The 25925-nt window shown below is 38.7% G+C and carries 20 protein-coding genes; 10 read left to right on the plus strand and 10 right to left on the minus strand.

The genetic code is table 11. From position 1 onward, the window contains the following. The first annotated feature begins 25 nt into the window (after nucleotides 1–25). Both ABS768_RS12490 and ABS768_RS12495 read left to right on the plus strand, forming a co-directional pair. Nucleotides 26–1351, plus strand: a complete 1326-nt coding sequence (locus tag ABS768_RS12490; protein WP_408075294.1) for a M16 family metallopeptidase — start codon at nucleotides 26–28, stop codon at nucleotides 1349–1351. Nucleotides 1352–1366: 15 nt separating this feature from the next. Beyond that, nucleotides 1367–3418, plus strand: a complete 2052-nt coding sequence (locus ABS768_RS12495; RefSeq protein WP_408075295.1) for a M16 family metallopeptidase — start codon at nucleotides 1367–1369, stop codon at nucleotides 3416–3418. A gap of 69 nt (nucleotides 3419–3487) precedes the next feature. Here ABS768_RS12495 and ABS768_RS12500 read toward each other — a convergent pair whose 3' ends face one another. After that, a complete protein-coding gene (locus ABS768_RS12500) occupies nucleotides 3488–4354 on the minus strand; it encodes a DMT family transporter (RefSeq protein WP_408075296.1) in 867 nt (288 codons plus the stop codon). Nucleotides 4355–4467: 113 nt separating this feature from the next. On the opposite strand from ABS768_RS12500, the gene ABS768_RS12505 reads away from it, so the two are divergent. Next, nucleotides 4468–5013: a heavy-metal-associated domain-containing protein gene (locus ABS768_RS12505; RefSeq protein WP_408075297.1), complete on the plus strand. Its 546-nt coding sequence runs from the start codon at nucleotides 4468–4470 to the stop codon at nucleotides 5011–5013. 49 nt (nucleotides 5014–5062) lie between these two features. Here the strand turns inward: ABS768_RS12505 and gldD are convergent, their stop codons facing one another. From gldD to mutY, 4 genes are read right to left on the minus strand one after another with little or no spacing between them, the layout of a single operon-like run. Beyond that, nucleotides 5063–5632 (minus strand): gliding motility lipoprotein GldD, encoded by a 570-nt coding sequence (gldD, locus tag ABS768_RS12510; protein WP_408075298.1) that lies wholly within the window; start codon nucleotides 5630–5632, stop codon nucleotides 5063–5065. Beyond that, on the minus strand, nucleotides 5632–6918 hold the full coding sequence (locus ABS768_RS12515) for a gliding motility-associated protein GldE (RefSeq protein WP_408075299.1): 1287 nt from the start codon (nucleotides 6916–6918) through the stop codon (nucleotides 5632–5634). The genes gldD and ABS768_RS12515 overlap by 1 nt, the downstream gene beginning before the upstream one ends. 23 nt (nucleotides 6919–6941) lie before the next feature. Continuing rightward, nucleotides 6942–7418, minus strand: a complete 477-nt coding sequence (locus ABS768_RS12520; RefSeq protein ID WP_408075300.1) for a single-stranded DNA-binding protein — start codon at nucleotides 7416–7418, stop codon at nucleotides 6942–6944. Nucleotides 7419–7459: 41 nt separating this feature from the next. After that, complete coding sequence (mutY, locus tag ABS768_RS12525) at nucleotides 7460–8500, minus strand: A/G-specific adenine glycosylase (protein WP_408075301.1); 1041 nt, start codon at nucleotides 8498–8500, stop codon at nucleotides 7460–7462. A 147-nt stretch (nucleotides 8501–8647) separates the two neighbouring features. Between mutY and ABS768_RS12530 the strand changes: the two genes are divergently transcribed. From ABS768_RS12530 to ABS768_RS12545, 4 genes are all read left to right on the plus strand, one after another. Further along, the gene (locus ABS768_RS12530; protein ID WP_035135169.1) at nucleotides 8648–8944 is read left to right on the plus strand and encodes an HU family DNA-binding protein; all 297 of its coding nucleotides are present in this window, start codon (nucleotides 8648–8650) and stop codon (nucleotides 8942–8944) included. A gap of 395 nt (nucleotides 8945–9339) precedes the next feature. Beyond that, nucleotides 9340–10896, plus strand: coding sequence for an Rne/Rng family ribonuclease (locus ABS768_RS12535; protein WP_408075302.1), 1557 nt, complete (start codon nucleotides 9340–9342; stop codon nucleotides 10894–10896). 148 nt (nucleotides 10897–11044) lie between these two features. Continuing rightward, complete coding sequence (locus ABS768_RS12540; protein ID WP_408075303.1) at nucleotides 11045–11653, plus strand: hypothetical protein; 609 nt, start codon at nucleotides 11045–11047, stop codon at nucleotides 11651–11653. Between the two features lie 64 nt (nucleotides 11654–11717). Then, complete coding sequence (locus ABS768_RS12545) at nucleotides 11718–11894, plus strand: hypothetical protein (RefSeq protein WP_408075304.1); 177 nt, start codon at nucleotides 11718–11720, stop codon at nucleotides 11892–11894. A gap of 221 nt (nucleotides 11895–12115) precedes the next feature. Here the strand turns inward: ABS768_RS12545 and ABS768_RS12550 are convergent, their stop codons facing one another. Together ABS768_RS12550 and ABS768_RS12555 are read right to left on the minus strand one after the other, a co-directional pair. Further along, nucleotides 12116–12577, minus strand: a complete 462-nt coding sequence (locus tag ABS768_RS12550; RefSeq protein ID WP_408075305.1) for a gliding motility lipoprotein GldH family protein — start codon at nucleotides 12575–12577, stop codon at nucleotides 12116–12118. Nucleotides 12578–12635: 58 nt separating this feature from the next. Then, entirely contained in the window at nucleotides 12636–13508 is an 873-nt protein-coding gene (locus ABS768_RS12555) for an AraC family transcriptional regulator (protein WP_408075306.1), read from the minus strand. A gap of 186 nt (nucleotides 13509–13694) precedes the next feature. Here ABS768_RS12555 and ABS768_RS12560 point away from each other — a divergent pair, with 186 nt between their 5' ends. After that, nucleotides 13695–14282 carry a hypothetical protein gene (locus ABS768_RS12560; RefSeq protein WP_408075307.1) on the plus strand — a complete coding sequence of 196 codons (588 nt, stop codon included), beginning with the start codon at nucleotides 13695–13697 and terminating at the stop codon, nucleotides 14280–14282. Nucleotides 14283–14638: 356 nt separating this feature from the next. On the opposite strand, the gene pbpC is transcribed toward ABS768_RS12560, so the two are convergent. From pbpC to ABS768_RS12575, 3 genes are all read right to left on the minus strand, one after another. Beyond that, nucleotides 14639–17008, minus strand: a complete 2370-nt coding sequence (gene pbpC / locus ABS768_RS12565; protein WP_408075308.1) for a penicillin-binding protein 1C — start codon at nucleotides 17006–17008, stop codon at nucleotides 14639–14641. Then, nucleotides 16981–22497: an alpha-2-macroglobulin family protein gene (locus ABS768_RS12570; RefSeq protein WP_408075309.1), complete on the minus strand. Its 5517-nt coding sequence runs from the start codon at nucleotides 22495–22497 to the stop codon at nucleotides 16981–16983. Before ABS768_RS12570 ends, pbpC begins: the two co-directional genes overlap by 28 nt. A 138-nt stretch (nucleotides 22498–22635) precedes the next feature. Continuing rightward, nucleotides 22636–23079, minus strand: a complete 444-nt coding sequence (locus ABS768_RS12575; protein ID WP_408075310.1) for a nucleoside deaminase — start codon at nucleotides 23077–23079, stop codon at nucleotides 22636–22638. 77 nt (nucleotides 23080–23156) lie between these two features. On the opposite strand from ABS768_RS12575, the gene ABS768_RS12580 reads away from it, so the two are divergent. Together ABS768_RS12580 and ABS768_RS12585 are read left to right on the plus strand one after the other, a co-directional pair. Further along, nucleotides 23157–24926, plus strand: a complete 1770-nt coding sequence (locus ABS768_RS12580; RefSeq protein WP_408075311.1) for a 1-deoxy-D-xylulose-5-phosphate synthase — start codon at nucleotides 23157–23159, stop codon at nucleotides 24924–24926. A 47-nt stretch (nucleotides 24927–24973) separates the two neighbouring features. Next, complete coding sequence (locus ABS768_RS12585) at nucleotides 24974–25921, plus strand: DUF3078 domain-containing protein (RefSeq protein WP_408075312.1); 948 nt, start codon at nucleotides 24974–24976, stop codon at nucleotides 25919–25921. The last annotated feature ends 4 nt before the right edge of the window (nucleotides 25922–25925 follow it).

Raw genomic sequence — 25925 nt, forward strand, 5'->3', positions numbered from 1 at the left:
AAAATCAAAAATATTATTAATTTTTATGAAAAAATCTTTAATGGCTTTGGGTTCACTTCTTATGCTTAGCGGAGTAGCTTCGGCCCAAAAAGTAGCATTTGAGGAATACGATCTGGACAACGGTCTGCATGTAATCCTACATCAGGACAAATCAGCTCCTGTTATCGTTACATCAGTTATGTATCATGTAGGTTCTAAGGACGAAAACCCTGAGAGAACAGGATTTGCTCACTTTTTCGAACACCTTTTATTTGAAGGTACAGAAAACATCGCCCGTGGCGAATGGTTTAAAATAGTTACTGCAAACGGCGGTAACAACAATGCTAACACTTCTGACGACAGAACGTATTACTACGAAGTTTTCCCTTCTAACAACCTTGAACTTGCCATTTGGATGGAATCTGAAAGGTTAATGCACCCGGTAATCAACCAAATTGGTGTTGATACTCAAAACGAGGTTGTAAAAGAGGAAAAAAGACTACGTGTAGACAACCAACCTTACGGTAACCTTATCGCACAGGTTAAAAAGAACCTGTTTAAAGTTCACCCTTACCAGTGGGCAACTATAGGTTCTATGGATCACCTTGATGCCGCAACTCTTGAAGAGTTCCAGGCTTTCAACAAAAAATTCTACATCCCTAACAATGCTGTTTTAGTTGTAGCAGGTGACCTTGACATCAACCAAACTAAAAAGTGGATTGACAAGTATTTTAGCGCTATCCCTAAAGGAACACCTATTACCCATAAACATTTTGAGGAAGCTCCTATTACAGAAACTATCCATGCAACATATGAAGATCCTAACATCCAATTACCAATGGTTGTTGCTGCTTACAGGACTCCTTCTATGAAAACAAGAGATGCAAGAGTGCTTGACATGATCTCTACACTTTTAAGTGGTGGTAAGAGCTCAAGAATGTACAAAAGAATTGTAGACGAAGAGAAAATGGCACTTCAAATGGGTGCTTTCAGCTACAATCAGGAAGACTACGGTTCTTATATCATTTACGGTATCCCAATGCAGGGACACACTGCTGAAGAACTTATTACTGAAGCAGACAAAGAAATCGTAAAGCTTCAAACTGAGCTTATCTCTGAGAACGAAATGCAAAAACTTAAAAACCAGTACGAAAGTCAGTATGTTAACAGCAACTCAAGTATAGAGGGTGTAGCAGAAAATCTTGCAACTTACTACCTTCTTTACGGTGATGTTAACCTTATCAATACTGAAAACAGTATTTACCAAAGCATTACAAGAGAAGAAATCAGGGAAGTGGCTAAAAAATACCTTAACCCTAACCAAAGATTAATTCTTGATTACGTTCCAGCTACAGATAAAGCACAAAACTAAGCATACAGAAACATCATGAAAAAAGTTATATATATATTAGCCGGCTTGTTTTTATCAGTGACTTCAATGCAGGCTCAAGACAGACCAATGCCGCAACCAGGTCCTTCCCCAACAGTAAACGTGGGTAAACCTGAAACTTTTGAACTTAAAAACGGTTTAAAAGTACTTGTTGTGGAAAACCACAAATTACCTAGAGTATCTTATACCCTTACAATGGACAACGCTCCTTATGCTGAAGGAAACAAAAAAGGTGTTTCAGACCTTTTAAGTGCTGTAATAGGTAGTGGTACTAAAAAAATATCTAAAGAGAAATTCAATGAAGAAATTGACTTTTTAGGTGCTAACATCAACTTCTGGGCAAGTGGTGCTTCAGGAGGCGGACTTTCAAAATACTCTAACAGAATACTTGAGTTAATGGCAGACGGTGCCCTTAACCCGGTATTCACTCAGGAAGAGTTTGACAAACAAAGAGACAAAATGATTGAAGGTCTAAAATCTGATGAGAAAAGCGTTCCTGCAGTTTCATCAAGAGTTACAGATCTTTTAATCTACGGTAAAAACCACCCTAATGGTGAGTACGTAAGCGAAGAAACACTTAAAAACGTTACTCTTAACGATGTTGTTAATAACTACAACACTTACTTCGTTCCCGGTAATGCTTACCTTGTTGTAGTAGGTGATGTTAAAGTAAAAGACGTTAAAAAACAGGTGGAAAAACTATTCGGTTCATGGAAACCTGCTGTTGCTCCAAATGTAAGCTACACTGACCCTAAAGATGTTCAGTACACTCAAATCGACTTTGTTGATATGCCAAACGCTGTACAGTCTGAAATCTCTGTAGTAAACGTTTCTACACTTAAAATGACCGACAAAGATTACTTTGCTGCTATCCTTGCCAACCAAATTCTTGGTGGTGGTGGCGAAGGTCGTTTATTCCTTAACCTTCGTGAGGCTCACGGATGGACTTATGGTTCTTACTCTTCTCTTGGTGCTAACAAACGTGTTACTTCTTTCCGTGCTACTGCATCTGTAAGAAACAACGTTACTGATAGTGCTGTTGTCGAGATACTAAACGAGCTTAAGAAAATAAGAACTGACCTTGTAAGCGAGGAAGATCTTAAAAATGCTAAAGCTAAATACATAGGTAACTTTGTAATGCAGATTGAAAAACCATCTACAGTTGCAGGTTACGCCCTAAGAACTGAAACTCAAAACCTACCTGAAGATTTCTATGAGAACTACATTAAAAACATTAATGCAGTAACTCCGGAAGACATCAGAAATGCTGCTCAGAAATACTTCAAAGTTGATAACTCAAGAATCGTTATTGTTGGTAAAGCTGCCGATGTATTACCGGGACTTGAAAGCCGTAACATACCTATTAACTACTACGACAAGTTTGGTACTCCTGCTTCAAAACCTGTACTTAACAAACCGGTTCCTGCAGGTGTAACTGCTAAAACTGTTGTAGAAGGATACATTAACGCTATTGGTGGTGAAAAAGCTCTTAAAGAAGTAAAAACACTTTACACTAAAGCAAGCGGTACTATACAGGGAACAACTCTTGATATGGTTGTAAAAACATCCGCAGATCACAAAATGGCTTTTGAACTAACAGCTATGGGCATGAGCATCATGAAACAGGTTGTTAACGACAAAGAAGGTTACATGATTCAGCAGGGGCAAAAAATGCCTATTGAAGGGGAGCAACTTGAAGACATGAGAAAAGGCGCAGTTCCTTTTGATGAGCTTTCTCTGTTAAACAATAATGATATCACTTTAACAGGAATAGAATCTTTCAACGGGACTGATGCTTATGCTGTTAAAAACGACAAAACTACACTTTACTTTGACGTTAAAACAGGCTTAAAGATAGCTGAAGTAATAGAAGTTGAACAAATGGGACAAAAAGCTTCTCAAACTTCTACTTACAGCGACTATAAAGAAGTTAAAGGCATTAAAATTCCATTCAAAAGAGGCTTAACAATGGGTCCTGGTATGGAAATAGAAATGACTGTATCTGAAGCTAAAATCAATGAAGGTGTTAGCGATGCTGATTTCCAATAATCATTAAAGATTTTTGATATACAAAAAAGGCTGCCGATTGGCAGCCTTTTTTATTGTGTAATGGTAAGCTTATTTCCTCGCAGAGAAATATACTCCTATTAAAATTATAAGTGCCCCAAAGCCCTGTGCAAGGCTTAATGACTCGTTATCCAGCAATCCCCATATACAGGCCACAACCGGAATTAAATAAGTTACAGATGATGCAAATACAGGTGAGGACATTTGTATAAGCCTAAAGAAAACAATATTAGCAATACCTGTACCTACTACGCCAAGTATAGCAATATATATCATGGCTTTTTGCGCTTCCGGTTTCATCACAACATCTGAAAAGCCCGAACAAAATAATATAATTATAGCCGGAATAAGCATTACCGAAAAGTTACCTACACTAATACTAAGCGGACTCAAATCTGACAGGTATTTCTTTATGAGGTTTACGTTTAAGGCATAGCAAACGGTAGCCACAACAACAAACAGGGCATAGAGGTAGTTTTGATTAGGATTATCCATCGCTCCGTTATACACCAACAGTATACTTCCTATCAAGCCTATAACAACCCCAAAATACTGCCTCCTTTGAAACTGCAACCCGAATATAAGCGCACCTATAACAAGCGTATTAAGCGGCACCAAGGAATTTAGTATAGCACTTACCGAACTGTTTATTTCGGTTTGTGCCACAGCAAACAGAAAAACAGGCATAAATGTCCCTACAAGTGCAGTAAGAGCAATATACTTCCACTGACCTAACGGAATTGCTTTAAGGTTCTTAAAACCTATTATTAAAAGGAACAGTCCGCAAAAAATAATACGTAAAGCTCCCATTTGGGAAGCAGTTAATCCCTCTAGGCCACGCTTCATGAGTATAAACGAGCTACCCCACACACATGCTAATACAATTAGCAAATACCATTTTAAATTTTTAGACTGCATGTTTTTTAATTTATTTTGCCCAAAAATCCGTTATTTAAAACTACCCGACAATAGTTTTTTCATATTTTTGTAAACTCTTTTACACGAGTTTATTAACTATAACAGTATACATTATGAATAGTATTAAAAAAATTGCATTCTTCGCTCTAACGGCTGCCCTTTTTGCAAGCTGTAAAGACAATGCCAAAAACAACATGGAAGCTCCTGCAGAAGGAACTACTAATGATACTACAGCAACAGCTCACGAAACAGCTGCTAATTTGGAAACCACTACCTTTAAAATTGATGGTATGACCTGCCCACAGGGATGTGCTGCCACGATTGAAAGCAAACTTGCAGGTATGGATGGTGTACAGGACGCTAAAGTTGATTTTGAAAGTAAAACAGCTACCGTATCTTTTGACGCTTCAAAACAAACTCCTGAAACACTGGTTACTAAAGTTGAAGGAATTGCCGATGGTGCTTACAAAGTATCTGACGTAAAATCTTCGGGAGATAAAGCCTACTACAGCGTAGACCAGGAAAAAGAAAAAGCTAAAAAAACAACTAAGAAAGCAGATGGTAAATCATGCACTTCTGGTGAGAAAAAAGAAGGTAAAAGCTGTTGTGGCAGAGCTAAAAAATGCTCATCTGAAACTAAGAAAGAAAGCAAAATGTAATTTCTTCTAAACGATATAAATAAAAAAAGCGGCTTAGTAGCCGCTTTTTTTATTTCCATTGTATGCTCTCCATTAAGGTTCGCATATCGTTCTTTATATAGTTTGCCGCAGGCATTAACGAATCATAGTTAGGTTTTACGTAAAAGTATAGCGACCCACTCACAAAATGGCTAACACTATCGGTTACATAAAACTGCGCATTTGTAGCCGCATCACCACCTACCTGATAAAACATTCCGTACAGTTTTTTCTCAGGAATCATAAAAGGCTGCTCCTTTATACCGTCGGCTTTTATAACATGCTCATAGGTATGCCTCTGGGCATCCCTTAAAAGTCTATCCAAATCATTATTTACAGGCTTATAAGTAAGATAAACCGTAGCTTTCATATCAGGATAACGGATATCTAAATTGCAATTACCCTTATCGACTATGGTAGCCTTAGAGTTAGCTGCAAAATTAAATGCACAGTCTTTATTATACATCATGTAATTAGCTTCCTGATAGTCGAGCCTTAAATAAGCTTCGGGCTTAGGCACTACATCTTCTCTACATGATGTAAAAACTGCCACTGCCGGAAAAAGCATGCCTAAAGCAAAAAATCTTTTAATGGTATTCATTATATAAGTGTAACCTTAATTTGTTTAATCCTTCTCTTATCAACAGATTCGACGGTAAATATATTGCCATTAAAACTAATTTTTTGTCCTTTTTTAGGAAAATTTCCCGATATCTCTAAAATAAAACCGCCTAGGGTTTCGGCTTCTCCCTTCGCATCATCAAACTCCTCCTCGTTGGCATCGGTAATCCTGTAAAAATCTTTCAGGCTTATCTTTCCGTCAAAAAGATAGTTATTATCATCTATTTTAGAGTATATAATATCTTCGTCGTCAAACTCATCGCTAATGTCACCCACTATCTCTTCAAGAATATCTTCAAGACTGATAAGCCCCGATGTCCCTCCGTACTCATCTACCACAATAGCAAGGTGGTTTTTCATTACCTGAAATTCCTTTAATAAATCATCGAGCATTTTGTTTTCGGGCACAAAGAAAGCGGGTCTTATTATTTCCTGCCAGTTAAATTCGTCCTTATCGATATGCGGAATAAGATCCTTTACGAAAAGTACCCCTTCAATCTGGTCTATATTATCACTATATACCGGAATTCTGGAAAAGCCCTTATCTATAATTTTAGGAAATATCTCCTGAAAGGTTTCCTCTATCTCCAGTGCAAATATATCTATACGCGGACACATTACCTGTTTCACATCGGTATTACCAAAAGACACAATACCCTGAAGTATCTTCTGTTCCTCCTGTGTGGCATCACCATAATCAGTAAGCTCTAATGCCTGTGAAAGCTGATCTACAGAAAAGTTGGTTTTTTTATTCCCAAACCTCTTGTTAAGCGCCAGTGTTACCTCACGCATGGGCACACTTATAGGAGACAGTATTATATTCAGTAAATATAAAGGATAAGCTATACGCTGGGAAAAACGGATACTGTTTCTTGAAGCATATAGTTTAGGCATTACCTCACCAAATAGCAGCATACAAAAGGTTACCAAAAGTATTTCAAGTCCAAATCTAAGAAAGGGCGAAATCACATTAGCAAACAAATTAGATGATAACCTAAAAAACAAGATAATCACCGCAAGATTGAAAATATTGTTTGTAATAACTATGGTAGCCAGTAGTTTTTTAGGCTTATCAAGCAAAGTAGAGAGGAGTTTCCCTTTTTTAGGATTCTCTTCATTAATCTTATCAAGATCGTTTGGTGTTAGTGAAAAAATGGCTACTTCTGTTCCCGACATGTAAGCGGAACATATTAGCAGGATAAGTATCCCTGCTGCACCTATTAACAGGTTATAATCTTGAAAGTAACTCGAGGGGTCAGGATCCAAAATAATGCAAATTAGTTAAACAATCAGAACGGAAGGTCGTCATCAGGAGCCGGTACATTTTGCGGTGTCGCATCAGCATTTTTTGCAGGTTCATTACTGCCCTGTGTATTACTATAATTAGGCTTAGCAGGGACATTACCACCACTGTTGCCTTCAATATCCTTTTTAGTGGTTAAAAAGGTAAACTCTGTAACCTGAATTTCCGTTGTATACTTAGTACTGCCGTCTTCAGCCTGCCATTGGCGGGACTTAATACGACCCTCAATATAAATTTTATCTCCTTTGGTAAGGTATTTTTCGCAAATCTCTGCCGCTTTATTCCTTACCACCAGGTTGTGCCATTCGGTAGAAGTAATTTTCTCGTTAGTCTGTTTGTTTATATACACCTCGTTTGTAGCAAGGGGAAATCTGCCTATGCAGTTACCTCCCTCAAAATAATGCAGTTTTACATCATCTCCCAAGTGCCCTATAAGCATAACTTTATTTAACGTTCCGTTCATGGCTTTTACTGTGTTTACTCAAAAATACTAAAAATTAGTTACTATACCCAATGCTTATCTATAAAATTATGGATAACTACAGGAACCGGCAGCGCTCTCAACTCGCTATGAGAAAGTGCGTTTTTTACTACACTATTGGTTTTCACCTCCCAAAACCTGATATGCAGGTGTTGGTGCGAAAGTTTATGAATTACTTTTTCGGGCGTAAGTAATTTTATATCGGCTACAGGAAAATCAAATCCCGGAAAAGTATCTATCAAATGTGCCGTATCCTTTTCGGGCACTTCGGTTAATGTCTCTAAAAGCGGAAACTCATACAGGTTATGCCATATCCCTTTTGCAGTACGCTTTTGCATTAGTGAATTACCATCGGCATCTTTTACTATAAGATAATTAAAGTAACGCGGGGTAACTTTTGTCTTTTTAAGCTTTACAGGCAATTCTCCTACCCTGCCCGTAGCATAAGCCACACAGTTTGCATTAAAAATACAGTTGGCACAGTCAGGACTTTTAGGAACACATTTCAGGGCACCAAACTCCATAATTGCCTGATTAAATTCGGCAGCATTATCTTTAGGCAACTGGGAACCTGCAAGCTCCCTGAACTCGGCTTTCGCCTGAGTAGAGGAAATATCGGTATCAACACCAAAATAACGTGACAACACCCTGTACACATTACCGTCTACCACAGGTACCGGTTCGCCATATGATATAGAGGCAATGGCTGCAGCGGTATAGTCGCCCACCCCCTTTAGCTTTAAAAGCTCTTTATATGTAGTAGGAAATTTCCCGTCAAGATTATAAGCCACGTGTTTAGCCGTGGCATGCAGGTTACGTGCACGGGAATAGTAGCCAAGTCCCTGCCATAGTTTAAGTACTTTTTCTTCGGGAGCATTTGCCAGATCAAACACGGTTGGAAAAGCCTCGGTAAAGCTCAAAAAATAGGGTAACCCCTGTGCTACGCGGGTTTGCTGAAGCATAATTTCTGAGAGCCATATAAAATACGGATTGTCAGTTTTTCGCCACGGCAAATCGCGCTTATTTTGTAAATACCACTGAATTAAAGACTTATAAAAAACCATTATTACTTATTAGGCAACAAAAGTAAAAGTTTATGTTATTAAATTTTAATACATTAACATTGAATAATTGTTTTTTTAATTTATATATTTGCAAACTCAAAAATTTGGACAAGTAAAATATCTAAATACTTATAAATAAGAATAAAAATGACGAAAGCAGACATCGTAGCGAAAATCTCGGAAAAACTGGGTCTTGAAAAAGGTGATGTACAAGCAACAGTTGAGTCTTTTATGGAAGAAGTAAAAAACTCTCTAGAAACCGGAGATAATGTATATCTTAGAGGTTTCGGTAGCTTTATTATTAAAACCCGTGCCGAGAAAACCGGTAGAAACATTTCTAAAAACACTACCATAAAAATCCCTGCACATAACATTCCGGCATTTAAACCAGCAAAAATATTCATTGACGGAGTAAAAATGAATACTGAAGTCAAAGTAAACTAATTATTAATCACAAAACCTTAACACTATGCCAAGTGGTAAAAAAAGAAAAAGACATAAGGTAGCGACTCACAAACGTAAAAAGAGAGCGAGAGCTAACCGTCACAAAAAGAAAAAGTAGTTTAATACTACTTTTTCTTTTTTAAGAATTAAGTTCATTGATATTGGCTTTACATAAGACTTTAAGGTACAACACAATAGACTCTAAACTTCGTTTAAAATCTGTTTTCAGCCTAAAATCTTAAAAAGCCGCCGGGTAATTTATACCTGTAAAAAAATTATTGTTTAATCCATCTGTATAGAGATTGGTTGATGATTGAGAGTTGACAGTTGACGGCATTACAACTATGCCTGCAACCAATAACCGACAACCGACAGCTAAAACCATGCGGATAAAAATGTACAGTGTGAACAAGGAATTAATTATCAGATCCAGTTCAGAAGCCGTAGATTTTGCCTTATTAAAAGATGGAAAACTAATTGAATTACACAAGGAACAGGAAGATAAAAACAAGTTTTCTGTTGGCGATATATTCATAGCCAAAATAAGAAAACCGGTTGCCGGCCTTAATGCCGCCTTTGTAAATGTAGGCTTTGAAAAAGATGCCTTTTTACATTATCACGACCTGGGGCCTAATTTGCCCTCCCTTTTGAAATTCATAAAACTTGTAAGCGCAGGTAAAATAAAAGATTTCACCCTTAAAAACTTCCCTTTTGAAAAAGAGATCGACAAAGACGGAGCCATTACAGATGTATTGAGCGCCAATCAGTCGGTTTTGGTTCAGGTAGTTAAAGAACCCATATCTACAAAAGGCCCAAGGATAAGCTCAGAGCTTTCACTGGCCGGAAGATATGTTGTACTGGTTCCTTTCTCAGACAGGGTTTCAATTTCTCAGAAAATTGACTCCAAAGAAGAAAAAGACCGATTAAAACGACTGGTTCTGTCTATCAAACCAAAAGGTTTTGGTGTTATTGTGAGAACAGTAGCCGAAGGCAAAAAAGTAGCCGAACTGGATAAAGATTTACAAAATTTGCATGACAAATGGATTGCAATGTGTAAACGTATCCCTACTGCCCACCACCCTTCTAAAGTTTTGGGCGAAGTAAACAAGGTTTCCTCTATGCTAAGGGACATATTCAACGATACCTTTACCGGTATTTATGTTGATGATGAGGACCTATTTTATCAAACAAAGGACTATCTGCAGGAGATAGCTCCTCAAAAAGCGAATATCGTTAAGCTATACCAAAACAGGGATTTGCCTCTATTTGAAAAATACAATATTGAAAGGCAAATTAAAACTTCATTTGGTAAAACCGTTTCCATGAGCAAAGGTGCCTACCTAATTATAGAGCACACCGAAGCCCTGCACGTTATAGACGTAAACAGTGGTAACCGCTCTAACAAGGCACAAAGCCAGGAAGACACAGCACTTGAAGTAAACCTGATTGCTGCCGCAGAAATTGCAAGGCAGCTACGGTTAAGGGATATGGGCGGGATTATAGTTGTCGATTTTATAGACATGTCTAATCCTGAAAACCGAAAAACCCTTTACGATTTCCTTAAACAGGAAATGAGCGACGATAAAGCCAAACACAAGATCCTGCCTCCTAGTAAATTTGGTCTTATCCAAATTACAAGGCAACGTGTACGGCCAGAGGTTAATATTAAAACCAGAGAAGAAGACCCTAACAAGGTTGCCGGGGAAATTGAAGCCCCTATACTGGTTGTAGACCGTATCACGGCCGAATTAGAAAGAATTGTAAAAAGTCATAAAAAAATAGTGCTTAACGCACACCCTTTTGTGGCAGCATACCTTACCAAAGGTTTTCCATCTATACGTTCAAAATGGTTTTTTGAACATAAAAAATGGGTGAAAATCATACCACGTGACGCTTACACGTATTTAGAATACCACTTTTTTGATAGCAAAGGAAACGCTATCAGCGAATAAAGTTTAAAAAACCGTTTCAAAATTTTTGGAACGGTTTTTTTATTTTATAACCAACTTACATTTCCCTCATTCTAGTCTAAATACCCTCCCTCATTTGTAATTAATTTTTCTGAAGTTTGAATTATATATCAATCATAAAAATTAACGAATGAAAACAGTAAAAATTCCTGTCTCCTTTTTGGTGGCTTATTCTGCAATTGTAAGTGTAATACTTCTATTTCTTTTAGTCTCTTTTAAAACTCCCAATTCTTTCAATGAAGATGAAATATCTTTAAAACGTATTAATATAACTGATGAACAAGGTAATATACGCCTTGTAATATCAAATGAAGAAAGAATACCTCCTCCAATATTAAACGGTAAAGAGTATAAAAGAGCTATTAGTCCTGCCGGAATGATATTTTATGACAAAGAAGGTAATGAGTGTGGAGGACTTGCATTATCCAGTAAGGATAATACCGACATTAGTGCACTTGTGTTTGACTATAGTAACATGGATGCCTTAGGAATGCGGGTTATAGATACAAAAGACGGAGACTATAATGCGGGATTCATAATAAACGACCCTTCCCCTAAAGGTACACTTGGCAGAGGAAACAGCCGTATATTATTAGAAAACTCAAATGGAGACGCTCAACTTGTACTTCATGACGCAGAAGGCAGCCCTCGCTTAAAAATATCAGTAGATGAAGACGGAAATGCATCGTTTAATCTTTTGGATAAAAATGGGAAGGTCACTAAAGATGTTTTAAAATAATGAAAAAGCGCTATGGTTTCCCATAGCGCTTTTTTGTATATTTTTAGTCTATACCGATTAAACAATGAAACCACAAATTAAATATATCGAATTAAAATCCGGCTACAGCGATAACGGACCTGCATGGATAGGGCTTGTTACTTTTTCCAAAACCGGACGAACCGTATATTTTAACGGAAAGGCTTTCAAGAACCTAAAGGAGCCTTCAAACTCAGAATTAAAGTGCGGTATAGATATTTAACTGAAGAGGAAGCTATAATAAAATACAATAAGGCAAGAAGAACTTACAAAGAAAAAAGAACAGCATTTGAAGAAGAGCTCACCAAAAGGCTGACTCAATAACCTCCGTCAAAATGTATCATACTCCCCACTTTTGTATAAGTACTAAGGTATATCACCTGTAAAATTTAATCGACTAATATTTAAAAGCGGTGTAATATTGCTTAGTTATGAACCACAGAATTATTCAGCTGTTTCAACACTAATTCCTAAGGCTACTACATTAGGTAAATAAAGTAACAATCCTACTTTATTGGTAAGAGTCACTGTGTAATTACCTTTTTCCAGATTAAAATTTTCTTTTACCACCTGTTCCAAATCACAAACATCACCCATACAGCTGGTAATATTTTCCCCTTGTTCATCTTTTAATAGTAAGTCGGTCGTAAAAGTTTCTTCACTTCCGCCCTCTTTTTTAAAAGTGACCTCAACAGGAACCTTATCATATCCCGGCTCATATACATGGGAAAACAGGATTAGAAGGTTTCCCTTTTTCACATCTTCATTAATTTGAAAAGAAAAACTTTTAGTATCGTTTTTCTCCCATCGGTTATTATCAAAACCTTTTATGGTTTCACTATATAATCCAAATTGGGTACATGAAGCTACAATAAGCAGTGGGAGCAGTAAAAACAGTTTTCTCATAGTAAGTAATGGTTTGTATTGTGTTCCAATATACATAATTTACCATAAACCTCAACACTTATTTAATAACCGACTTAAGCTCTTTTCTGTACTGTGATGCGCTTTTACCTGTAAACTCCTTAAAGGCTTTATTAAAGTGGCTAAAATTATTAAATCCGCTTTCGTAACATACCTCCGTTATCCCAATAGGTTTTTCTGCCAGTAATTTTGAAGCGTGTACCACACGATATTCATTTACAAAACGTGTAAATGTCTTATTGGTTATCTTTTTAAAATATCGGCAAAAAGACGGCACAGTCATACTCACCTTATCGGCAACCTCCTCCAGCGGAATCTGTTCTTTAAAATGATCTTTTACATAATTAAAAACAGTATTTAGGCGGTTATTGTCCTGCACCTGCATTTCCATGGTAAGCCCCTGTGCGTTGAGCACCTTAAAATCAGATGCCGTTTCCAAATCATTCAATATATCCAGCAGGGAAAGTAATCGTTTAAAATAAGGCATATCGTTAAGTTCCTCTATTTTCTCTCCCAGCCTTGCTTTGGTTTCCTCTCCAAAAGCCAGTCCGGTTTTAGCCCTTTCAAAAAGATGCTGAATATTTTTCATTTCGGGTATGCCTAAAAAACCCTGCCCTAAAAAATCAGGCTTCATTTGTATTACTGTTTCATTCCTGTTTCCGGTGGTACTGTCGGTAAACCCGCAATGTGGCAGGTTGCTGCCTATAAGTATAAGGTCGCCATCTGTATAATAAGACAAATGCGTACCTATTTGCCTTTTGCCCGAACCACCGTTTACAAACACCAGTTCTATTTCAGGATGGTAATGCCAAACATGTGCTTTTACATTTGCACTCTGTACATACTGCGAGTAATAAAACGAACTGCCGAAAGCAGGTTCAATTACCTCAAAAGTAGCCTTTAGTGATTTCATGTTTTTGATTTTTTAGACTCTACAAAATTACCCAAAAATTACACATATTTACCAGAATTAACACTAAAACGTTTTAGTAAAGTTAATATAGTATATAAATTAGAAAATTGTGGAGTAATCACCACCACTTAAACATAGTAATTTAGCAACATAGAAACAGGAGTTGAACCTTAAAAACTTTTAATTATGAAAAATTTTGCGAAAATTGGTTTAGCCTTAGCGATGTTATTAACAACGTTTGGTGTTAGTGCGGGTGAATATGATTTTTCACTGAAAGTGACAAACGAAACAGGAAAAACAGTTAGTTTTTCTGTGGTAGATGCAGAAACAGTTACGTTCTCTATATATAACAGTAAAGAAGAATTAATCTTTAACGAAAAAGTATCAGGATCTAACGCGATTAACAGAACATATGACCTTACTGCTTTCCCTGAAGGTATTTACTACCTTGAAGCAGAAACTCCAGCAAAAGTGGCTCGCTATGAAATAAGCGTTGTAAAAGAAACCGCTTCTATTTCTGAAAAAGCTATAGAAGAGACTTACAAACCCGTTATCTCTAAAAGCGGAGATACTTTTATTGTAACCGTTCCGGGTAAAGTAAACACTCCTGTAAACATCACCCTTTATGATGAGAACAGCGGAGAGCTTTACAACCAGAACCTTAAATATGGTAAAGTGGTTAAAAAGTTCAATACTTCAAAAATTTTCTCAAAAGAGTTCACTTTTGTAGTAAGCTATAACAACAAAATGTTCACTGAGACCATTTCAAAATAAACCCATAATTAATTCTGAATATGCGGCAGCTTCCTTTTTGATAAGGGAGCTGTTTTGCTTTTATGCTAATAGTTAATAAAAAATTTATTAACCACCAATATTTGCAGAATGAGTAATATTATAGGCAGGAAAAACAATAGCAGACACATCCATAAATACCGTCCTCCATCTTTCACTATATGTAAAATAATCAGTATCAGATTACACAGCGCCGAAAGCATTAAGCATAATAGATAATAATAGCCCAACTCATCAGGAATATCTGTAACTAAAAAAACTGTAGGCAGTATAAAAAGAAGTAGTTCTGTTATAATAACCTTTTTGCTTATAGGCCTTAGATCAAATGTAATCGCCATTTATTTACTTATTACTTCTATTTTACGTTTAAGTTCATGTCCCTGTTCATCGGTAACAGTTAGATAATAACTACCTGTTTGGGTTATTACAGGCATTTCATGAAACGTTTGGGTTTCTCCCAGGTATTGGTCGTCAAGATACCAAAAAAGCCTCGCATTTGCCCTTGTATGAGCTGCCTTAAGCACAATAGGCTGTAATTCCCCGTTAAAATCTTTGGTTAGATATACCTTACTGTCATCTTTAGGATAAATAAAATCCATAACGTTTGCAGTAGTACCGGTACAGTCGTCCCTAAACGGAGGAAGGGAAACATAGTTAAGATGGTTACTCCTGTAGTACCATTCCATTACCGGAGGCAATACAAACCATGATTTGGTTACTATATTGTCTACACTTTCGCAATTGCTGTTTACCTGATACTGCCCATCGGCATCCAAATGCACCAGCCTATGATACGGACAGGTTTCGGTTTGCCTGTAGCTTACAGGAATCCATTGCTTGGAAACAGGACAGTCCGGCCCGGCCAAATGACCGCTTAACGCACAAATATCGGCTTCTTCCAAATCGTTATAAGGTGTCTCAAACCAGTTTTTAGGTCTTGGCATAAGGTTAAACACATCAAATAATATAGGAGCAGCACTTCCTACTCCGGTTAGACTTGGCCTTCCCTCACCCGATGCATTACCTACCCACACACCAACCACATACCTTGAATTGGTACCGATGGCCCAGGCATCACGACCTCCAAAACTGGTCCCTGTTTTCCAGGCTATCTCAAGGGATGAATCATAAAACTTCCAGGCTTCATCACCCTCAGGGCGGTTTACTTCTTTCATTGCATTATAGGTAAGCCATATAGACCCTGCGCCTAATAACGGTTTACTGAAGCCTTCATCACCAAAATCTCTTTTTACACTACTATCCCAGTTAAGGTCTGCAAACTCATTTTCCCTGTATTTGGCATCATGGGCTGTGTAGTAATTAAGTGTGGAGCTCAACCCTGCATAAGCACGACACAAATCCCATAAATTAGATTCGGCACCTCCCAGTATAAGCGATAAGCCATAGTGATTAGGATGCTGTTTTATATCTGATAATTTCAGTCGCTGCAACTGCTCATAAAAACGGTAAATTCCGTAGTCTTTCAGCATTAGTACAGCAGGAACGTTTAGTGATCTTGCCAGTGCCTTTTGCGCCGGTACGGCTCCGTCATACGTATTATTGAAATTTTTAGGACTATACCCCGATATGTAGGTAGGAACATCAGGCACTAAGGTATTAGGCAACAGTTCGCCATCATTTAGCATGGAAGCAAACAATAATGGTTTTAGTACGCTTCCCGTACTCCTTGGAGCAGGAATAATATCAACATCCTTTTGGTGTGCCTTATTAGTGGGAGAGTTCCCCACGTAGGCTACAATATCCCTTGTTTTTACATCTACCACCAGTATGGCTAAATTGTAAATTTCGGTTTGTTTGTATTCGCCATAATATCGGGTAGCTATTTGGTTTACCCTATTTTGTATCCTGTTGCTTACGGTGGTTTTTATACGTTGTCCTTCATGGGTTTTGGCTATATTCTGTAACAGGTGTTGTGCCGCCTGCGGAAGTTCATACGGTTTCTGCGGAAGTTCTTCTAACATGGAAAGTTCGTAGGTATACTTGTCAATTATCTCTTCTTCATACAGCTTTTTTAATAGTCTGTTACGTTTGTTTAGTAACCTTTGCTGATTTTTACCAGGATAGATTAGACTTGGGGCATTAGGCAATACTGCAAGTGTAGCTGTCTCTGCCCACGATAATTGATGCGGCTGAACACCGAAATAACGCCATGACGCCATTTCCAGCCCTACCACATTACCTCCATAAGGAGCATGTGCCGCATACAGGTTTAGTATCTCATCCTTACTACATCTAAACTCAAGGCGGGTTGCCAGTATAAGCTCAATGAATTTTTCAAAATAACTGCGCTTTTTACCGTCTCTTGAAAGGCGTATTACCTGCTGGGTAAGAGTACTGCCACCCCTAACCACTTTACCTGCCCTGTAGTTTTGACCTATAGCCTTAACAATGGCTACGGGATTAAAACCAGGATGACTGTAAAAATACTGATCCTCAAAATAAACAATACACTTTTTGAATTTGTAAGGCACACTGTCCTGAGCAGGAAAGCGCCATTGACCGTCGGTTGCGATACGCGCCGAAAGCAAATCACCCTCTCTACTTTCAATCACTGTTGAATACGGCTCCTTAAAAAGTACTTTTGGTAAAGAAAAATAATAGATAAGCAGCAGGATAAAACCTATTCCCAGTTTTATCCTGCGCTTTTTAATCCAGTTTATTATTGCTGTTTTTCTACTTTCATCCATTGTCCCCTCGTTCTCGCTATATACGAGTCATCATACATTGCCTCACACTGTACACCCGGCAGGTAATAACTTCCCGGATAAGATGCATTAAGCAATATCCTGAATATTTTGGTTTGATGCGGGGTTATTGTGAAATAGAAATTAGTTCTGTCATCTCTTATATCAGTATAGTCTACCTTATTTTCGGTAGCATCTCCAAAGTCGGTAAACCTTGTATTCACTATTTCCCAACCCGAAGGTACTATTTGGGTAAGCGCCACATTATCTACCCTGTCTCCGGTAGTATTGGTTACATATACCTCAGCAACAAACTCAGTTCCCTGTGCAAGGGAACCAGGATCAATACTATTACCAGCCCTGTCCTTAAAGTTTATCCTTGTGGTAAATCCTTTTTGTTCGGTTTGTTCCTGTCCTACAGGCAATATACCGCTGTAAACTACTTTTACATACAATGTTGCTCCTTTGTTGTTTTTAACCGTTACCGAGTTATTAGCAGATACTGTAAGTACCCTGTCGGCAAACGTTTTACCCGTTGTAATATTTTGTGACTTACCGGCACTGGTGTAGGCTACATCAATACCTTTACCGCCATTCTCTTTTGCAAATTTAGACATGGCATACAAACAGTACGCCGTAGTTTGCGTACTCATCCACTCTTTAGACGACAAAGCTTCTGCAAGCTTGTTAGCCACATCAAATGCTTTTTGTTTCTGTCCTAAAACAACAAGTGTTTCAAGTGCCATAGCCCTGTTACGCTCTGCCGACCCATAGTAGTAATAATGACCTCTGCCACTACTGTAATCACTATCTATATTACTTTGGTTTAATAATGACTGTCCTGTGTTTTTCTGTCCGGCAAGGGCATAGGCAGCAGCCAGTCTTAATTTTGCCTGATTGCTTATTCCTCTTGTTTCCCTTAACCTGTTCATAGATGATAAATCAGCCGCTCCTGCAAGTGCCAGTGTATATAACCTGTAAGCCTGTGCAAAATCGTTATGGTAGCCTTCACTGTAACGCCACTGTCTTGCCATTTTCTTTTGGTATGACAACCATTGCTTTTTGGCATTTAGCGGTAAGGCGTACCCTTTTTTCTCTGCTTCTATAAAAAAGTGCCCCACATAACTTGAGCCCCAGTCATCCGGATTTTCATTACCCGGCCAGTACACAAAGCCTCCGCTTGCCACCTGGAACTGTGCCAGCCTCTCTATACCCGCAGCTACATTACGTTGTATCTTTTGTTTTCTTGCCTCGTCTATATCGGCAATATCGCTAAGATATAATTGCGGGAATACGCTTGATGTCGTTTGTTCCAAACATCCGTGCGGATACTGTATAAGGTAATCCAGCCTTCTGTTAAAGTCGATTGACGGGAATGAAGACACCTCAAGTTTAGCTTTATTACTTCCCGGAACTCCAAAAGATTCCCAGTCTATAGTTGCCGAACTGTTAGGGTCAAGCACTACCGTTTTAAAGTCAGTCGTTACTGGGTTAGGATTCATTATATCCAGTTCTACCTCATAACTTGCCTTTTCATTACCCGAGAAGGCCTGTATCTCAACCTTACCGATACCCGTTAGGTTACCCACCTCAAGGTCGAAGTAAGCTACTTTTTCATCCGGACTGTTAAACGATACGGTTTGTTTAGCCGAACCATTCACGATAAACCCGTTATTGGTTTTTATCTGTACGGTTACGTTCTTAACGTGTTTCTCCATGGCAAATACCGTTACCGGAAGGGTTACCTTCTCGCCTGGCGTTACCTTTCTTGGTAATGATGCCAACAGCATTAACGGACTCCTTACCGGAGTTGCTTTCTCTGCGCTTCCGTAAGCACTTTGATCCTTGTTTGATGCCACAACCATAGTACGTACAGAACCTACATACTTAGGCAATGTGATTTCGTGTGATTTTGTTTCTCCCTTACCTATGGTAAACGGACCCAAATACACCACTACAGGTTTAAATCGGTTTGCTTTTTTAGCCTTACCGCCACCAAGGTCTTCATCACCACCTATACTAAATATCTGGTTTACCTTACCTCCGTAAGCCCCGATAACATCATCATATACATCCCATGTTTTAACTCCAAGTGCTTCTTTAGCATAGAAGCTATTCCAGGCGTTAGGTGTTTTAAAGCGGGTAAGATCTAAAAGCCCTTCGTCTACAATAGCCAGTGTATAGGTCATACCTTTACCTGTTTTCTCATTTACCTTAACGGTAAATTTCTGCTCAGGCCTTAGTACATCCGGCATGCTTATTTGCGGTTCCAGTATGGTATTTTTATCTACCACCTCAATAGGGATAATACCGTATAGCCTTATAGGAGAGTCGTTTTTACTTGTAGCGTGTGGCTGAATCATGGTAACGTTAACATACACATTAGGTGCCATTTTTGCCGTTACCGGAATTTCCATCTGGGTTTCGCCTTTTTCGGTTTTTACCCAATAGGTTTCAAGCACTTTTGATCCGTTCTCTAACGAAACCAATGCCCTGCCTCCTTCACTTGAAGGGAATGAAACTTTTACTTTTTCGCCTACGCTGTATTTCTCCTTATCGGTAGTAAATACAAGCATTTTTGCTTCGTCACCCCCGTTGTTTTTAGTACGACCGGACCAGTATGGATAATCTATAAGTATAGTACCCCCTGCCGAGTGTCCACCATCTTTATCGGTAACTCTTATAAGGAACCTGCCCCATTCGTTTTTATCGGTAGAGAAATTAAAGCTTGCCTTACCGTTAGCATCGGTAGTAATTTCAGTCTCATAGTATGGAGTATTTGATATCGCCGAACTGTATGACGACACATTACCGTGAGAGGCATCCCACCACCAGCTCCATTTTACCTTAAATACTTTAGCCGTAAGTTGTCGCTTAGCCTTAGGTTTACCGTTATCACTTACGGTTGCTACCTCAATTTTATTGCTCTTACCATTTTCCAGTATACCATATTTGTTTCCTTCCGGTAGCCTAACCCCTACATACGTATCGTAAGGCGAATAAGTAGATGTTATAACATCGGTACTAAAGTCACCACCTTTCTCATAGGCTTTGGTCATGATTACCGTTTTAAGCATACCCGGTGCACGTACCTGCAGTTTAGGCTGTAGTGTTACTGTTGCACTACCGTTAGCATCGGTCTTACCGGCATAAATGTTCATCTCCTCGGTACTGAATCGTTGTGCAGGGTCGTCAAACTGATAATTTACATAACCTTTAAATGTGGTTTTCTGGTTCAGGAACTTGGCCTGCATTTCCAGTTTCAGGTCTTTTGCCACAGCTCCGTGAAGCCAGGCCACATCTACCTTAGCCACATTTTTTTGTGAGGCATAAATGGTTTTTCCGTCAAAACCGTTTTTGATTTTAAGCCTGTTTGGCTTAATGGTCTCAATTTTTATGCTCTTATAAAATTTAGCCCCTCCTACAGATACCACAGCCTGCCAGTTTCCAGTTGGCGCCGATTGCTGCGTAGGCACTATAAACTTGTAATGATTTTTAGCACTGTGCGATTGTACCGTTTCATACACCATTTTCCCGTTAGGGTCACTCAGCCTAAGTTTTATAGGGTGTGACGGTGGCAGTTTAGCCGCCTTATCATTTAATATAAACCCAATGAACAAAGTATCCCCCGGACGCCATACACCACGCTCACCATACACATAGCCCTTAAGTCCTTTTTGCAGACGGGTACCGTCTACATCAAAGTTACTTACCGATTGTGAGTTACCCTCACCCATTTTCACATAGGTCGTATTGTCGCCTTTTTTAACGATAGCAAAATAAGCATGCTTATCGCTGGTTAAGGTAATAGCTCCGTCACCGTTTGTTTCGCCTTCTGTCAGTTTTTGCTGTTGGTAATTATATATAGCCACTTTTGCTCCGGCTACAGCTTCAGTAGTGATTATACTGCTTACCGCAAAGTAATAGCTGTTATCTTCACCACGCTTGGCAATAACGCCAAGGTCACTAGCCAAGACATTGGTAGCTATATCCCTGTTATAGAAATAAGAGTTGGTGCAAGGATTGTCTCTGTCCCTCCAGTCGTAATCATAATCGTAGTAGTCGTAATAATCATAATCACCTCTCATACCCGGATAATACTCTTCCAGTTCCTGCTCTTCCTCAACTTCTGCTTCACTACTTTTTTCACCCGAATCACATTTATATAATGAGTAGGATTTTTTAATCCCCATTTCTACCCTGTATATTGCTCCTTTTTCAGGCGTTATGATGGTTGAAAGATCCAGCGCATAGGAATTCCATTTGCTGTAATCAGCCATCTTATCAGTATTCAGCGTAATTGTTTTTTTGGCAACCGGTAAGGCTACGTTCCTTATATAACTTCCGTCAATTTCGTTTTCCTGTAAAAACTGAAGTATGTTGTTTTCATATATCCTGTACACCTTAACATCTACCGCACTAAGGTTTACCGCCTGAAAATTAAGTTTAAGATTATTAGAACCCGGCAGTATTGTACCGCTCTTTAAAAATTTCACTTCCGGCTTTAACTGTTCAAACAGTACTTTGGTCGAATAGGTTTCTTTGGTTTTATAACCATCGGTACTTTCTATACCCTGAAAAACCTCAACCAATAAGTTACCTGTTAATGCATCCGAAAAGAATACCTTTAGCAGGTTTCCGTCTACCGAAAACTTAAGGTTACTCACTCCCTGCACCGATACCAGTCCGTCAAAATTCTGTTCCTTTTTAAGCGGGTCTGAAAAATTAATATACATTACCTGACTATCGGCTAGTGAAACATCTATACCAATAACCTTAAAGTTGTTTTTTCCCGGAATGGTAAATTCTTCCGATCCTTCCCTGTCAATATCAAAAGGCTTACCGTTCCATATAATTTTTATATTGGAGTCTTCTTCCTGTCGTTGTATACTGTCTATTATAAAAGGAAATTCTGTTTGTGAAGCCAGTTTCTCGTCAAAACGGATAGCCAGCTGCCTCCCATCCTGTTCGGCCCTTACCAGTTTTTTTGCCGTGGCAGCATCAATGTAGTCACTGGTTCTAAGTTCGGCATTAAGAAACTGTACGTCCTTGCTGTACGACTGTAAATCCTTTGTGGTTACCATAAAGTCCTGCTCCAGCGTTTTCACAATGAAGTTAAAATCCTTCAGTTCTTTAGGCAAATCTATAAATTCAGAAAGATGTAGTGTAACCCTGTACTCCGTACCTGATTTAAGAGGTTGTTCCGGCTTAAAGGCAATCATGTTACCCGGCAGGTAAATTACCTTACCTGCTACCGAAGGCGATATACTGTAATAATCGCTGTCAAGTTCCTGGTTTAACTGCCATTCCTTTTTATCAAATGATAATCCCACACCAATATCGGCATGTGTAGATATTACTCCCGAGGTAAAACTCGTAATATATTCCCTGTACAGGGAGAAATCAGACTCAAAATCTTCAGAAGATTTTTTAGAACACGAATGTAAAATGGCGACAGCTGCAAAAAGCAGTATCAGCTTAAAGGTTTTCATAGGCCGGTATGATTTGTTTTACAGATAGTTACAACATAAAGCTATAACTAAAACAGGATTGGTTTTATTGTAGTAAATTTATGATTAATTCATTAAAAATCAGCTAACCTAAATCAGTGATTTTTAATAAAAATGAAATTAGCGTCTCTTTTTAAAGAATTCTTTCATTAAAACCGAACATTCTTCAGCCATAACTCCGGTTACCACCTGTGTTTTGGGATGCAGTTTTGCGCCCATAACCCTATATCCCCTGTGGGTATCATCGGCACCATATACCACTTTTGATATTTGACTCCAATACAATGCCCCTGCACACATCTGGCAGGGTTCGAGCGTTACATACAGTGTGCAACCTGTTAGGTATTTACCTCCTAAAAAATTTGCTGCCGATGTTATGGCCTGCATTTCGGCATGTGCCGTTACATCAGTAAGCAATTCGGTAAGATTGTGAGTTCTGGCAATAACCCTGTTCTCAACCACTATAACAGCACCTACCGGTATTTCTCCCTTATCAAAAGCTTCATGCGCCTCGTTAAGCGCCTTTTTCATAAAATACTCGTCGGTAAAAATATCTTCTGTCATCAGGATTGCCCAATTGTTTTGTATTGCCATTCAAAAATAGGAAACTATATTGTAAATTTGTCCTTTCAAAACCTATAATGTCAGGCAATTTACTCTCACATATTCAAACCCCCTCAGATTTAAGAAAACTGACCCCCGAACAGCTCCCTGAGCTGGCAAAGGAGTTACGTGATTTTATTATTGATGTGGTTTCGGTTAAAGAAGGTCACCTTGGTGCAAGCCTTGGTGTGGTAGAACTTACCATTGCGCTGCATTATATTTTTAATACTCCCGAAGATTTACTGGTATGGGACGTAGGCCATCAGGCATACGGACACAAAATACTTACCGGGCGCAGGGATAACTTTGATACCAACAGGCAGTTTGGCGGTATTAGCGGATTCCCTAAAAGAAGCGAAAGCGAATATGATACCTTTGGGGTAGGTCACTCCTCCACTTCCATATCGGCAGCATTGGGAATGGCTATTGCTTCACAGCTTAAAGGCGACACCAATAAAAATCATATTGCTGTAATAGGCGATGCCTCTATTGCATCGGGTATGGCTTTTGAAGGCCTTAACCATGCCGGGGTGACCGATGCCAATCTACTGGTCATACTAAACGACAATGCCATAGGAATAGACCCAAGTGTTGGAGCACTAAAGCACTACCTTACACAGGTTAAGGAGGGAAAGAACCCACGCCAGAACAATATGATAAAATCCCTGAATTTTGATTATTCAGGACCTATAGACGGGCATGATCTGCCAGCTCTTACCAAAGAGCTGCAACGCCTTAAAAATAAAAAAGGGCCACGTTTCCTTCACATTATAACCACAAAGGGTAAAGGTCTTAAAAAGGCTGAAGAGGATCAGGTAAAATACCATGCTCCCGGAAAATTTGATAAGGTTACCGGAGAGATTCTAAAAGTTACCGACGAAAACCTGCCTCCTAAATATCAGGATGTATTCGGACTCACCCTTACCGAACTGGCACAGAAAAACGAAAATATAATAGGTATTACCCCCGCTATGCCATCAGGCAGCTCCATGAAGTTTATGATGGAAGCTTTCCCCGAAAGGGCTATTGATGTAGGTATTGCCGAACAGCATGCTGTAACCCTTGCTGCCGGTATGGCCACACAGGGCATGACGGTGTACTGCAATATTTATTCTACTTTCCTGCAAAGGGCTTACGATCAGGTAATACACGATGTGGCACTGCAAAATCTACCGGTAATTTTTTGTCTGGACAGGGCAGGATTAGTTGGAGAAGACGGAGCGACACATCATGGGGTTTTCGACATTGCCTACCTTAACTGTATCCCTAACCTTGATATTTTTGCACCACTTAACGAAAAAGAATTACGCAATATACTTTACACGGTTCAATTGGGTATAGAACGACCTATAGCTATCCGTTACCCACGCGGACGGGGCGAAAGCATGGACTGGCAATTGCCTTTTGAAAGCATTCCTTACAGCAAAGCTAAACAACTGCAACAGGGTGGCGAGGTTGCCATAGTATCTACAGGGGCTATAGGTAATAATGTGACCAAGGCACTGAGTGAAATAAACAACTCAGTATTATTTTCCCACTATCATTTTGGTTATATTAAGCCAATAGACAAGGACGCCTTACACACAATATTTTCTGCATATAAAACGGTTTTCACCATAGAAGACGGCACAATAATTGGAGGATTTGGAAGCATTGTGTCCGATTTTGCCGCCAAATATAATTATTGTAATAAAATTATTACATTAGGCGTTCCGGATGAATTTATTGAACATGGAAGTATAAACCGTTTACAACAATACTGCGGCATTGACGTTAAAAGCTTAAAAGATATTTTTTCAGCTTATTAAAAATACCGACTTTTGCATCGCATCTATTTAATATACCGATTAGTAAAATGAGAATAAAAGCCTTTCTTGCATTATTATTTATTATTATAAGCACCAAAGCATTTTCACAAGTTATCATAACCACTACATTACCTGACAGTATAAGCCATTGGGACAACACCAATAAAGTAGGACTGGACATTAACCAGGTAGCTTTTATCAACTGGAGTGTAGGGGGTAACAATGCTATTTCGGGGGTTATAAAGGGTGAATTTGACCGAAACTATACCAAGAAAAATGTAAACTGGGCAAATGAGCTTATACTTCGCTACGGACTGAACAGCCAGGAAGGACAGGAAGTGCGTAAAACAGAAGATAAAATTCAGCTAACTTCTACTTTTGGTTACAGGAAAGACACTATTTCCAACTGGTATTACAGTGCCAAGTTTAATTTTAACACTCAATTTGCCAACGGTTATGCCTATCCTAATACCGATGATGAAATATCCGGCCCTTTTTCACCTGCCTATATATTTCTTGGTATTGGTTCTGAATACAAGCGTAAAGATTTAGGCCTTACTGTTTACATGTCTCCCCTTACTAACAAAACAACTTTAGTATTAAACCAAACCCTTGCCAACAAAGGAGCTTTTGGTGTGGACAAAGCAATTTATGATGATCTTGGCAATCTTATAAAGTCAGGTAAAAACTCACGTACCGAAGTAGGTACACTTATAACAGCTCAGCTAAAAAGGCAGATATTTAAAAACATCATGATGGATCAGCGTATATCCCTTTACTCTGATTACATTAATAAATTCGGAAATATCGATGTAGACTGGCAGCTTCAGCTGGACATGACCGTAAACGAATATGTAAAAGCCAATATAGGTACCCAGCTTATTTATGATAACGACATAAAATCTACCAAAGAGGTGGAAGGCGAAGTAGTAACAGCAGGACCAAAAATACAGCTAAAGCAAATGCTTGGCGTAGGCCTTAGCTATACTTTTTAAATCC

Source organism: Flavobacterium rhizophilum, from assembly GCF_046000485.1.
In the GTDB taxonomy this organism is placed as follows: domain Bacteria; phylum Bacteroidota; class Bacteroidia; order Flavobacteriales; family Flavobacteriaceae; genus Flavobacterium; species Flavobacterium rhizophilum.